A 12,476-nucleotide genomic window follows, 5' to 3' on the forward strand; every position below is an offset into this window, starting at 1 on the left:
CGCGGCCGGCCGCACGCCCGGCACCGCCGATCCCGCGAGTTGGAAGGAAGGTTACTTGACGGGGGTTGAGCCCAATGCAGGAATCCTCCTCACGGACTACAGGAAATTCACCGACCGCTACAGCAAGGAGCCCGAGATCTTCCGCATCGAGCAGGTTCGCATAAGGTTCATTACGCGAAGTCCAAAATAATGGGCGAAATAGAGTGGGCCGTCGACTGGTGAGGATATGAAACTCTGGAATGCAAAGCGTCATAAGCAAAAACGGACAAAATTCGTCTGTTTTTCAATATGATATTTGGCGCGTCGGCCTTGCCGACCGGGCTCTATTCGCTTGCCGCTCACCGAGCCAGCCGGTTGCCGCGAAGGCGCGGAACGTCTGTCTCGGCCCTTCGGGTGACGATCCCTCGCGCGATATTGTGTCGCTCGCCGGAGGCACTCGCTCTCGGGTCCCGCCGTCATTTCATTCCGGCGTCGCTATCACTGCCCCGAGCTCGGGTGCCTTTTTAACCGGTCTCGCGACTGCCGACTGGCCTTCGCTTCGCTGCGGCACAGACGCCCTCTTTTCATCGAAAGCCAAGGGCCTTCGGCCCTCCTGGCGCCCGCCTGAGCCCTTGCGCTTGCTCGGTCTTCTGCGCTCGGAGAGTGAGAGGGGCGCGGAGAATTCGTGACGGGTTGGAGGTCGAGAGAGAGTCTCCCGGCCGCCCGTCATGGAGAATCCGACATGGCAAGCGCCGTTTCGAAGATCAAGCTCAGTCCTTCCCGCGATATTCCCTTCAACAAGCTGGTGCTCAGCCAGTCCAACGTCCGCCGTGTGAAGGCCGGCGTCTCGATCGATCAACTGGCAGAGAGCATCGCTCAGCGCACGCTGCTACAAAGCCTGAGCGTTCGTGCGGTCGTCGATGCCGACGGCCAGGAAACCGGCATGTTCGAGGTGCCGGCGGGCGGGCGGCGGTATCGCGCGCTCGAACAGCTGGTGAAGCAGAAGCGTATGGCAAAGACCCAGCCCGTGCCGTGCGTGGTCCGGGACGGTGGCATCGCCGAGGACGATTCCCTCGCCGAGAATGACGAGCGGGTCGGCCTGCATCCGCTCGATCAGTTCCGCGCGTTTCAGAGTTTGCGCGACGGCGGCATGAGTGAGGAAGAGATTGCTGCTCGACACTTTGTGACGCCGGCGATCGTCAAGCAGCGCCTGCGCCTCGCGTCAGTGTCCCCGAAGCTGCATGAGGTTTACGCCGACGACGGCATGACCCTCGAGCAGCTCATGGCCTTCTCCGTGACCGCCGATCAGGCGCGACAGGAGCAGATTTGGGACAATGTAAACCGCTCTCAGCTTGATGAGCCGTACCAGATCCGGCGGATGCTGACGGAGAACACCGTCCGCGCCTCGGACCGCCGCGCTCAATTCATCGGGCTCGATGCCTATGAGCAGTCCGGCGGCACCGTTATGCGGGATCTGTTCGAGCATGACGATGGCGGCTGGCTCCAGGACGTGCCGCTCCTCGAACGTCTGGTCACGGAGAAACTGAAGGCGGAGGCTGAGACGATCGCGGCCGAAGGCTGGAAGTGGATATCGCTGGCCCTCAACTTCCCCTTCGGTCACACCAGCGGCCTGCGGGAGCTTGGCGGCGAGCCGGTCGATCTGACGGAGGACGAGCGGGCGACGCTTGACGCCCTCAACGCCGAGTATGCCAAGATCGAGGCGGACTATCAGGATGCCGACGAATTCCCTGACGCAATCGATCAGCGTCTCGGAGAAATCGAAGCGGCGCGGTCCATCTTCGAAGCCAGATCGCTCGTCTACGATCCGGCCGAGGTCGCCCGCGCCGGCGTCTTCGTCAGCATCGATGCCGAAGGGCTGCTGTCGATCGACCGCGGCTACGTGCGGCCGGAGGATGAGGCACCCACCGTCGTCGATCCCGAGAGCGAGCCATCGGGCGATGGCGAGACTAGCGCCGGACCAAGGACCAATGGTTCGGTCCAGCGTGCAGTCATCACCGTTGGCGGTGCACCCGCCGAACCTGTCGAGGACGAGGAGGACGACGACACCATCAGGCCGCTGCCGGATCGGCTCGTCATCGAGCTGACCGCACATCGGACTTTGGCACTGCGCAATGCACTGGCAAACGATCCGGCCGTCGCCTTCCAGGCGGTGCTGCACAATTTCGTGCTGGCGACGTTCTATCGCTTCGCCTCAATGAGCGGCTGCCTGGAGATCTCGATCCGGATGCCCACATTCCCGGCACAAGCGCCGGGTCTGAAGGAGAGCGCAGCGGCAGAAGCCATCGATATCAGGCACGATGGATGGAAAGCCCGGCTGCCCAAGGGCGAAGGCGACTTGTGGGACGTCCTGGCGGCGTTTGACGGCAAGGAGCAAGCCGCGCTGTTCGCACATTGCGCATCGTCCGCGGTCAACGCACTCCATGAGCCGGCCAATCGCTATAATGGAGGTCACGTCTCCGCGCATAGTGTCCGCCGCCGACTCGATCAGGCCGATGTCCTGGCTCGTGCCGTCAGACTCGACATGGTGGCGGCGGGTTGGAAGCCCAACGTCGACAACTATCTCGGCCGAGTCACCAAGCCTCGCATCCTCGAAGCCGTGCGCGAGGCCAAAGGCGAGCAATCCGTGCAGCTCATCGACCACCTCAAGAAAGGCGACATGGCCCGGGAGGCCGAACGGCTGCTCGATGGTACGGGCTGGCTACCCGAGCCGCTCCGTCTCATGGAGGTGGGTGCCGTGGAGCAGAACGCCGACGGTGAAGTCGAGGCCTTGCCTGAATTCCTCGCCGATGACGATGAGGCTGCCGCCGACGCCGACGATGAACAGCCGCACGTCGTCGCTGCCGAATAGTCCACGCCTGCGGGGTGGCTTCGGCCGCCCCGCAATTCCCATTTTCACTGACGAGCCCGCCACCGTGCCAGGCTTTTTCCGTATCAGGAGAACCACTATGACCGACCTGCAATCGACACCCGAGCCAGCCGCTGACGGCGCTGCTTTCGACCAGAAGCAGCGCGAATACGTGTACCGCGCCGAGGAAACTCGATCTGCCAACAAGGCCGTCTTGTTCGATTCGCTCGCTGCCGCTGGAATCGAGACCGTCACCGTCTTGTTCGACGGCTACGGCGACAGCGGCCAGATCGAACGCATTGACGTCGAGCCCGGGGAAGGAACCATTCTGCTGCCCTCCGACCGGATCGAGATTGCGCGTACGATCTGGGAAAGCCCCGAGATCGAGCGCCAGACCCTGACCGTTCGCGAGGCCATCGAAACGCTGGTCTATGATTTCCTCCGACAGGTTCACTCCGGTTGGGAGATCGACGACGGCGCCTATGGCGCATTCACCTTCGACGTCGCCGAGCGGACGATCAAGCTCGACTACAACGAGCGATACACGTCATCCGAACACTTCACCAACGAATTTTGAGGAGGCGACAATGGGACATCCTTATCACCATGCGCTGTCCTCGCTGCGCAAATGGGGCGGGGAGGCCGACGACTATCTACCGCTGCATCAATGGTTCGACGAGTCGAAGGCGATCACCGCCGACTTCCGTCATCGCGCGTTGCGTCATCACGCCGAAGGAATCTTCATGCTGGAGCGCTTCTTCGGCGCGACGATTACGATATCGACCGGCTGTGTCGTTCCGGTCAGATTGATTGGCGAGCAGCACGTTATCGAGGACCTCGGGTTCATCCCTGGTTTCGCCGACTGGGTGCGCTGCATCCGCCCCGAACCCTGGATGGGCCGGGCCCAGCCGATCCACCGGCAGGTCGATCCTTTTGCGTCCGTCACCTGACCACCTTCTCACCCTTCACCCGATCAGCCCGGCTTCGTGTCGGGCTTTCGCATTTCCGGAGATCCGATATGGCCGACTACTTCTCCCCCACAGTCGTTCAACCCACCATTCCGAACGCCGACATGACACCGCTCGAACGGTTGCTGCTGATGCAGATCTTCGAGAGTGAACCTGACGGCGACGGGCTCTATTTCTTCGCGGAGATAATGCCGGCCGAACAGATCGAATTGCCGATCGAAACCCTCCGCAACGCGCTCGCGGAGTCGGACGGCGTTGCGAGCGAGACCGCTACCTTCGTCTTCGACCACATAAAGAACATCGGGGAGGATGACTCCGATGTAGAGTTCGATCTCAGCATGACGTCATGGGACTTCATCTTCCAGGACATCGTCAAACGATCGACGACGCTGGACCATGTCAGTGTAGTCTCCGCGTTCACCTGCACCAGGATGCGGCCTGATGGCTTCGGTGGTATGGCTATTCTCATTACCGCCGACGCCATCAGGGGTAAAAGCACCGAGGATATTCTCTCCGATTTCATGGACGAGGCCACGCACGGCGTGGCTGCAGCCGCCCCGGGCTTCGGCAACCATGTCCTGTTGTGCCTCAGTGAAGAGCATGTCCGCCCGGAGATCGGTCGAATAATCGAAGCCGATGAGACACTGACAACGATCGCCGCCGGTGCCGTCACGGACGCCGACATCCGCGCCGGCTGCCTCCTCGTGGTGGAGCAGACCGATCTCAGAGAAGAGCGGGGCTCGGCGGTCTACCGAGCCGCCATGGCCGCGATACGCGAAGCCGAACGGCGGCAGGCGAACCCTGCCTGACCATCCCTTCCTCACTTTTTGGCATCGTCGCCCGGCCCTCCGCCGGGCGCTTTTATTTGGAGTCCCGCCATGAGTATCCCCGACTATATCAGCAAGAATTTCGACAGCCTGCTGCACGCTGCATCCGACGGCAATCTTGCGCTGATGGAATGCATCGACGCGGTCACTGGTGAAGCCCGATATGTCATCTGCGCTATCGGGCGTGACGGCACGGATTACGTCTTTACGCCGTTTGGCCATCTCGTCGACGGCAATCCCTACGACGCCTATCTGCCGCCTGCCGAAACCCTGCCGGGACAATCGCCGACCTGATCCCGTTGCAGTGAACCGGGTCTGGCCGCGGCGGCTCGCATGTCAACGGGCAAGCCGTTTCCGCTTCGCCTTCGGCGTTGCGTGACATGCGAAGCCTGAACCGCGTCTTCCGACCTCTTCACCGCAACGGGAAGATCAGGAGGCGATAGCGATGTGCAGGGTTCTCAACAAGCGCAAGTCGGGCATTCCCGCAGGTGCCATCTACATCGGCCGCGGCAGCAAATGGGGCAATCCGTTCAGGATAGGCCCTGACGGCGACCGCGCGAGCGTCATCGCTAGGCATGATCGCTGGCTGGGCGATCAGCATCATCTGCTACGCGCGCTCGACGAGCTGCGCGGGCACAACCTCGTCTGCTTCTGCGCACCGCTCGCATGCCATGGCGATCTCTTGCTGTGGCTCGCCAACGCATCCCGCGAAGACAGGATCGCGTGGTGGCGCGGTCAAACCGGCCATCGGGCATGGAGGTGCGGTTAGGCCGGGCGCCGAACTCAATTCGGACGTGACACCGTCCGTAACCCCGGGCTTTGAGAGGAAGAGCTTGGCCGGGATGGGTTTGAGCCGGCGCGGTCGAGAGAGCGCCCCGCGGCTTGATCCTTCCCCAGCTCTTTCGAGGTTCTTCCCATGACATCGACTTCCGTCTCCGTGGCCGCTGTCGCGGCCGCGCCGCTTTCCGCTGCCTCCGGTTCTCTGAACAAGGCCGGCGCGATCGCCAGGGCCGCGCAACATCTACTTCTGCATCTTGAGCGCGGTCAGCGCGTCGATGCGTCGGTCCTGCGCATGGCGATGGAAAACGCCTTTGGGACCTCCGATGCCGATGGCGGGTGGGACTGGAAGACGGCCTACGACGCTTGTGAGGCAGCGACCGTTCTGTTCGTTCGCAAGTTCGGGCCGGCCATGCGCACGCGTGCTGCGTCCCCGGCCGCGATGCTGCCGATGCTGGCGAAGATCGCCGGCCTGCTTCCCACCCACACCCGTCGTTCCGAAGAGAGCGAGGCGCTTCAGCAGTTTAGCACGCCCATTATGCTTGGGCTTGTGGCGAGCGCCGCGGCTGCGATCACGCCTGATGACATTGTGCTGGAGCCTTCGGCCGGTACGGGTCTGCTCGCCATCCTGGCCGAGCTGTCGGGCGCGCCGCTCGTTCTCAACGAGCTTGCAGAGACCCGCGCGGAGCTTCTCTCGCTTCTCTTTCCCGGCGTCGCCGTCACCCGTTTCGACGCCGCTCATATCGACGATCATCTTGACACTGGCGTCACGCCAAGCGTCGTGCTGATGAACCCGCCATTCTCGGTCATCGCCAACGTCGATCGCCGCATGGCCGACGCCGCGTTGCGACATATGGCGTCGGCCCTGGCGCGGCTCCCCGAGGGCGGGCGGTTGGTCGCCATCACCGGGGCCAGTTGTTCCCCGGACAATCCGGTCTGGCGCGATGCCTTTATCCGGTTAGGGGAGCGCGGGCGCGTCGTCTTCAGCGCAGCCATCGCCGGCGCGGTGTTCGCGAAGCACGGTACCACCATCGAGACCCGCCTAACGGTGATCGACCGGTTGCCCGCGGGCGATGCGACGGCATTTCCGCCGCCGCTTGGCGTGGCGCCGGGCGTAGCCACGCTGCTTGGTTGGGTCACGCAGCACGTTCCAGCACGGTTGCCGATCGCGAGGGCTGTTGCCGCTCCGTCGATCGTGCGTCCGGCCATTCCGCGAACAGTCCGCGCCTACGTCATGCGTCCCTCCGGTATCGTGGCTCCCACGTCGGATCCTGCGGCCGTTGAACTCACCTATGAGACCGTCGTATGGACTCCAGTTGAGGGTGGCCAGATCACCGAAGCGCTTTATGAAGAATACGCACTTCAGTCGATCCGTATTCCCGGCGCTCAGCCACATCCCACCAAGCTGGTACAGTCAGCCGCGATGGCGTCGGTGGCGCCGCCGTTCCCTTCCTATCGGCCGCACCTTCCGACTGATGTCATCACCAACGGCCTGCTGTCGGACGCGCAGCTTGAGTCCGTCATTTATGCCGGCGAGGCGCATTCTCAGTTCCTTGCGGGATCCTGGACTGTTGACGAGACCTATGACCTCGTCTGCGCGGCGCGCGAGGACGCAGACAATGCCGTGCGTTTCCGGCGCGGCTGGTTTTTGGGAGATGGCACTGGCGCGGGAAAGGGCCGTCAGGTCGCCGGCATCCTGCTCGACAACTGGCTAAAGGGCCGTCGCCGTGCGGTGTGGGTCAGCAAGTCCGACAAGCTGATCGAGGACGCCCAGCGCGACTGGTCGGCGCTTGGTCCGGAACGGTTGCTGGTCACACCGTTGTCGCGATTCCGACAGGGCACGCCGATCCGTCTGGAGCAGGGCGTCCTCTTCACCACCTACGCCACGCTGCGCTCCGACGCGCGTGACGAGAAGGTTTCGCGGGTCAAACAGATCGTGGAATGGCTGGGCGCCGATTTCAACGGCGTGATCGTTTTCGACGAGTCTCATGCGATGCAGAACGCCGCAGGCGGCAAGGGCGAACGCGGCGACCAGGCGGCCTCGCAGCAGGGCCGCGCCGGGCTTCGCCTGCAGCATGCTTTGCCCAACGCGCGCATCGTCTATGTCTCGGCGACCGGCGCCACCACGGTGCATAACCTCGCCTACGCCCAGCGCCTCGGTTTGTGGGGCGGCGAGGACTTTCCGTTCGCGACACGCGCGGAATTCGTCGAGGCGATCGAGGCTGGCGGTGTCGCGGCAATGGAAGTGCTCGCCCGCGATATGAAGGCGCTTGGCCTCTATGCGGCCCGCTCCCTTTCCTATGAGGGTGTCGCCTACGAATTGGTCGAGCACCGTCTGACCGACGAACAGATCCGCGTCTACGATGCCTATGCTGGCGCCTTCTCGATCATCCATAACAATCTCGAAGCGGCCATGCAGGCGGCGAACATCACGGGCGCAACGGGCACGCTCAACGCGCAGGCAAAATCCGCGGCCAGGTCCGCGTTCGAATCGGCAAAACAGCGCTTCTTCAACCATCTCATCACGGCGATGAAGACGCCGTCGCTGATCGCATCCGTCGATCGCGATCTCGGGGACGGTCATGCCGCCGTGATCCAGATCGTCTCCACCGGCGAGGCGTTGATGGAGCGCCGCCTTGCCGAAATCCCGACGGAGGAATGGGGCGACGTCCAGGTCGACATTACGCCGCGCGAATATGTGTTGGATTATTTGGCACACGGCTTTCCGACCCAGCTTTACGAGCCGTTTACCGATAGCGAAGACAACCTGTCGTCGCGTCCGGTCTATCGTGACGGCCAACCCGTGCAATGCCGGGACGCCGTCGCGCGGCGCGATCGGTTGATTGAGAAACTGGCGTCGTTGACACCGGTGCACGGCGCGCTCGATCAGATCGTGCAGCGTTTCGGCACCGACATGGTGGCGGAAGTCACTGGACGTTCGCGGCGGATCGTCCGCAAGCGAGGGGCGGACGGAATCGATCGCTTGGTTGTCGAGAACCGCGCCGGCTCCGCCAATCTTGGCGAGACCCAGGCATTTATGGATGACACGAAACGCATCCTCGTCTTCTCCGACGCTGGAGGCACCGGGCGTTCCTATCACGCTGACCTCGCGGCAAAGAACCGAAGGCTCAGAGTCCATTATCTCCTGGAAGCCGGATGGAAGGCCGATGCCGCGATCCAGGGATTGGGCCGCACCAACCGCACCAACCAGGCGCAACCGCCGCTGTTCAGGCCGATCGCGACCAACGTGAAAGCCGAGAAGCGTTTCCTCTCGACCATCGCGCGTCGTCTCGACACGCTCGGCGCCATCACCAAGGGGCAGCGCCAGACCGGCGGGCAGGGCCTGTTCCGGCCTGAAGACAATCTCGAAAGTCATTACGCGCGCGATGCGTTGCGCCAACTCTATCTCTTGCTGGTGATGGGCAAGATCGAGGGATGTTCGCTGGGTGCGTTCGAGGACGCGACCGGGCTGAAGCTGATGGACTCCAACGGCATTCGGGATGAGCTGCCGCCGATCACGACATTTCTCAATCGTCTTCTGGCGCTGACCATCGATCTTCAGAATATTCTGTTCACCGCGTTCGAGCAGTTGCTGACGGCGCGGATCGAGGGCGCCATCGCGTCCGGCACATATGATGTTGGACTGGAAACGCTGACGGCCGAGAGTTTTGTGGTCGCCGGCCGGCAGACGATCTACACCCACCCCGGCACGTCTGCAGAGACAAGGCTGCTGATCATTACCCAGCGCGAGCGCAACCGGCCGGTCACATCAGATGAGGCGCTGGCGCGTCTCTCCGATCCGCGCGCGGTTCCTCTGGTCAACAGCCAGTCGGGCCGCGCCGCCGTGCAGGTTCCGGCCCGAAGTCTGATGCTCGACGACGGCGAAGTCGAACGCCGGGTTCGCCTGATCCGTCCGATGGAACATCCGACCATCCCGCTGGCAATGATGCCGCAGACCCTTTGGCGGGAAGTCGACCGCGACAGCTTCGCCCGCGCCTGGGAGGCCGAAGTCGCCGAGATTCCGGAGTTCACCGACAGCGAGATCCACATTGTCGCTGGTTTACTGCTGCCGATCTGGAAGCGCCTGCCGAACGAATCGACACGGGTGTATCGGCTCCAGACCGACACCGGTGAGCGCATCATCGGCCGCAAGGTGTCGCCCGCGTGGGTCGCCGGTGCGCTGGAAGCCGGGACGTCCAATCTTTCGCCGGACGTCGCCTTCGCCGTGCTGATCGATGGCAAGACCATCCTTGATCTCACCGAGGGTCTTCAGGTCAGGCGCGTCCGCGTGATGGGTGCGAACCGGGTCGAATTGACCGGCTTCACCGAACCGATGCGGGATCGGCTGCGCGCCTACGGCCTGTTCGGCGAGATCATCTCCTGGAAGCTGCGTTTCTTTGTCCCGGTCGATGCGACGGGGCCTGCGATCCTCGCCAAGGTGCTGGAGTGCTATCCGATTGCGCGCATCGCCGATCGGGCGGTAGCGTGACATGCCGCGCAATGCGGCAGAACTGGCGTATCGCCTCGCGCGCGAGGCCGAGGCGGTGTGCCGTCACTATCTCTCCAACGGCCGTCGCGTCGGCAATTACTGGCAGGTCGGCGACGTCAAGAACACGGCGGGCCGATCGATGTTCGTCCGCCTAGAAAGCAGGGACGGTGGTCGGCGCCTGGCCGGAAAATGGACTGATGCCGCCTCGGCCGAACATGGCGATCTCCTCGATATCATCCGCGAGAGTTGCGGTCTGGTCGATTTCCGCGATGTCATGGAGGAGGCACGACGCTTCCTGAGCCTGCCGCGATCCGAGCCGGAGTCGGACTATCGGCCGCGCTGGTCTCCAGTACCGACCGGCTCACCGGAATCGTCACGGCGTCTGTTCGGCATGTCGAAATCGATTGCCGGGACGGTCGTGGAAACCTATCTGCGGGGACGCGGCATCACTGACCTGCATGGCATCGACAGCTTGCGATTCCATCCGCGCTGCTACTATCGTCCCGACGCAGACGCGCCGACCGAAATCTGGCCCGCAATGATCGCGGCTGTGACCGATTTGCGAGGCCACATCACCGGCGCGCACCGCACCTGGCTCGATCCGTCAGGCCGCGACAAGGCGCCAGTCGATACCCCACGCCGCGCGATGGGTCACCTTCTCGGGCACGCGGTTCGTTTCGGTCCGGCAAGCGACGTGATGGCGGCCGGCGAGGGCATTGAGACCATGCTGTCGCCTCGTTGCGTCATGCCTGATATGGCGATGGTCGCAGCACTCTCGGCCGCGCATCTCGGAGCCATCCTGTTCCCGGCAACGCTACGCCGTCTCTATATCGTCCGCGACAACGATCCGGCGGGCGATGGTGCGGTGGCAGGACTGTTCGACAGGGCGCAGTCGGCCGGGATCGAGGCGATGGTGCTGTCGCCGCAGGGTGGAGACTTCAACGAGGATCTGCGGAATTTTGACGTGGACGCGCTACGGGCAGCGTTGCGGATCCAGCTCAGCCCGGAGGACGTTGGCCGGTTTTTGAGCACGGGAGTTTAGACGGGAACAGGGGATGAGGCGGGTGCTGCGCGCTGACGAGGTGCAATCGACTTGCGCGCTTCCTTGTTGGCGGAGAGGACCGCGCCCACGGCCTTCTTGAGAGGGCGACCCTGCGGCAAGCGGTCCGGCCACGCAATGGCGTCCGCCGACTATTTTCCGTCGCGTCCCAAGGCCCACCCCATCGCGCGAGCGCGATGGGGACCCCGGGGGGCCGCTTTACATCGCGAAACAAAATAGCCGGCTCCCGCCATCCTCCGCTGCGCTACGGCCGCTGTCGCTTCGCTCGGCGGTGCAGGTCCGGTCCGCCCGCCGCCTTTCGTCGCCATGAAGGCCGCGATGGGCGCGGCCGATCCGACAAAAGGACGCCACCATGACGATCGACCACGACGAACAGGCCTATGAGCCGCCGCAGGCGACATCCCCGACCGATCACATCCTCACCGAGCTCCAGCTCCACGGCTATCGACCCTTCCAGGATGAGCCCGACCCCAGACCGCTGCCGGAAGTCCGTACCGTCACCAGTGCGGTCGCCGACATCTTCGACGCACTCACCGCGACCTTAAGCGAAACCCGCCTCGAACCCGACCTCGAGGACCTCCTGTGGTCGACCGTCAATCTCTTCCACCGTGCCAACGAGCGGGTCGAACGTGAGCTCGACGACAACGAACAGGCGCAGAAGCGCAGCCAGCGGGACCAGGATGGCTCCGAGATCCGCTCGGTCGAACTGGAGCGTCTCACCGCCGAGGGCATGAGTTTGATCGAACGCCGCGATGTCATGGAACTCTTCCGCGACCACGCCGCCGAACACTTCGCCCGCCAGACCGGGTCGCACTGGCACCCGCGTAGCGGTTCGAAGGTCAACCACCGCGCCCTGACTTCCGCCGTCATCGACAGCCGCGACTTCCTCGCCGCCAGGCGCCGGACCGACACCGAAGTCATGCTGCCTCCCGGTCCGAAGATCGCCTTCACGGGCGGCCTCGACTTCAACGATGTCAGCCTGATCTGGAACAAGCTCGATCGGGTCCATGCCAAGCATCCCGACATGGTGCTGCTGCACGGCGGTTCACCGAAGGGCGCCGAACGTATCGCCGCCCGCTGGGCCGATCACCGCAAAGTTCCGCAAATCGCCTTCAAACCAGATTGGACCAAACACGCCAAGGCAGCCCCCTTCAAGCGCAACGATCAGATGCTCGACGTGCTGCCGATCGGTGTCATCGTCTTCCCCGGCACCGGCATTCAGGAAAACCTGGCCGACAAGGCACGGAAGCTCGGTATCCCCGTCTGGAAATTCGGCAACGGCGGCGCGTGAGCGCCGCTACCACTGCTTCAACCGGACGCAAATCATCACCAATAGAGCGGCACCGATTTTTCCGCTCTACGCCCAACGGCGATCCCAGTGGGGCACGCTCGTCACGTCGCATCCATGCCGGAATTTTTCTCACCATCAGCACCGCAGGGGATTCCAGGTGCCCGCGGGATCGGCTACCCTAGGAGATAGCGCCGTGGTGGTGGTGGAAGGCGCGATCCC

9 protein-coding genes are annotated in these 12,476 nt (G+C 63.5%); all 9 read left to right on the forward strand.

From position 1 onward, the window contains the following. Positions 1-721 precede the first annotated feature (721 nt). The 9 genes from ACVIJ6_RS25115 (at position 722) to ACVIJ6_RS25155 (ending at position 12,257) form a co-directional block, all read left to right on the forward strand. Positions 722-2,848 carry a ParB/RepB/Spo0J family partition protein gene (locus ACVIJ6_RS25115; protein ID WP_456774900.1) on the forward strand — a complete coding sequence of 709 codons (2,127 nt, stop codon included), beginning with the start codon at positions 722-724 and terminating at the stop codon, positions 2,846-2,848. Beyond that, on the forward strand, positions 2,817-3,422 hold the full coding sequence (locus tag ACVIJ6_RS25120) for a DUF6878 family protein (RefSeq protein WP_456774901.1): 606 nt from the start codon (positions 2,817-2,819) through the stop codon (positions 3,420-3,422). The genes ACVIJ6_RS25115 and ACVIJ6_RS25120 overlap by 32 nt, the downstream gene beginning before the upstream one ends. A 10-nt stretch (positions 3,423-3,432) precedes the next feature. Beyond that, positions 3,433-3,795: a DUF6915 family protein gene (locus tag ACVIJ6_RS25125; RefSeq protein ID WP_456774902.1), complete on the forward strand. Its 363-nt coding sequence runs from the start codon at positions 3,433-3,435 to the stop codon at positions 3,793-3,795. Positions 3,796-3,863: 68 nt separating this feature from the next. Then, a complete protein-coding gene (locus ACVIJ6_RS25130) occupies positions 3,864-4,622 on the forward strand; it encodes a hypothetical protein (RefSeq protein WP_456774903.1) in 759 nt (252 codons plus the stop codon). A gap of 69 nt (positions 4,623-4,691) precedes the next feature. Continuing rightward, the gene (locus tag ACVIJ6_RS25135) at positions 4,692-4,934 is read left to right on the forward strand and encodes a DUF6117 family protein (RefSeq protein ID WP_456774904.1); all 243 of its coding nucleotides are present in this window, start codon (positions 4,692-4,694) and stop codon (positions 4,932-4,934) included. Between the two features lie 151 nt (positions 4,935-5,085). Continuing rightward, on the forward strand, positions 5,086-5,409 hold the full coding sequence (locus ACVIJ6_RS25140) for a DUF4326 domain-containing protein (protein WP_456774905.1): 324 nt from the start codon (positions 5,086-5,088) through the stop codon (positions 5,407-5,409). A 147-nt stretch (positions 5,410-5,556) separates the two neighbouring features. Further along, positions 5,557-9,906 (forward strand): strawberry notch-like NTP hydrolase domain-containing protein, encoded by a 4,350-nt coding sequence (locus ACVIJ6_RS25145; protein ID WP_456774906.1) that lies wholly within the window; start codon positions 5,557-5,559, stop codon positions 9,904-9,906. A gap of 1 nt (position 9,907) precedes the next feature. Beyond that, positions 9,908-10,948, forward strand: a complete 1,041-nt coding sequence (locus ACVIJ6_RS25150) for a DUF7146 domain-containing protein (protein WP_456774907.1) — start codon at positions 9,908-9,910, stop codon at positions 10,946-10,948. Positions 10,949-11,318: 370 nt separating this feature from the next. Continuing rightward, positions 11,319-12,257, forward strand: coding sequence for a DUF2493 domain-containing protein (locus ACVIJ6_RS25155; RefSeq protein ID WP_456774908.1), 939 nt, complete (start codon positions 11,319-11,321; stop codon positions 12,255-12,257). Positions 12,258-12,476: the final 219 nt, after the last annotated feature.

The organism is Bradyrhizobium sp. USDA 4369 (genome assembly GCF_054056435.1).

Coding starts and splice junctions, on each gene's coding strand:
- ACVIJ6_RS25115 (WP_456774900.1), top strand. CDS start 722: ATGGCAAGCGCCGTTTCGAAGATCAAGCTCAGTCCTTCCCGCGATATT.
- ACVIJ6_RS25120 (WP_456774901.1), top strand. CDS start 2,817: ATGAACAGCCGCACGTCGTCGCTGCCGAATAGTCCACGCCTGCGGGGT.
- ACVIJ6_RS25125 (WP_456774902.1), top strand. CDS start 3,433: ATGGGACATCCTTATCACCATGCGCTGTCCTCGCTGCGCAAATGGGGC.
- ACVIJ6_RS25130 (WP_456774903.1), top strand. CDS start 3,864: ATGGCCGACTACTTCTCCCCCACAGTCGTTCAACCCACCATTCCGAAC.
- ACVIJ6_RS25135 (WP_456774904.1), top strand. CDS start 4,692: ATGAGTATCCCCGACTATATCAGCAAGAATTTCGACAGCCTGCTGCAC.
- ACVIJ6_RS25140 (WP_456774905.1), top strand. CDS start 5,086: ATGTGCAGGGTTCTCAACAAGCGCAAGTCGGGCATTCCCGCAGGTGCC.
- ACVIJ6_RS25145 (WP_456774906.1), top strand. CDS start 5,557: ATGACATCGACTTCCGTCTCCGTGGCCGCTGTCGCGGCCGCGCCGCTT.
- ACVIJ6_RS25150 (WP_456774907.1), top strand. CDS start 9,908: ATGCCGCGCAATGCGGCAGAACTGGCGTATCGCCTCGCGCGCGAGGCC.
- ACVIJ6_RS25155 (WP_456774908.1), top strand. CDS start 11,319: ATGACGATCGACCACGACGAACAGGCCTATGAGCCGCCGCAGGCGACA.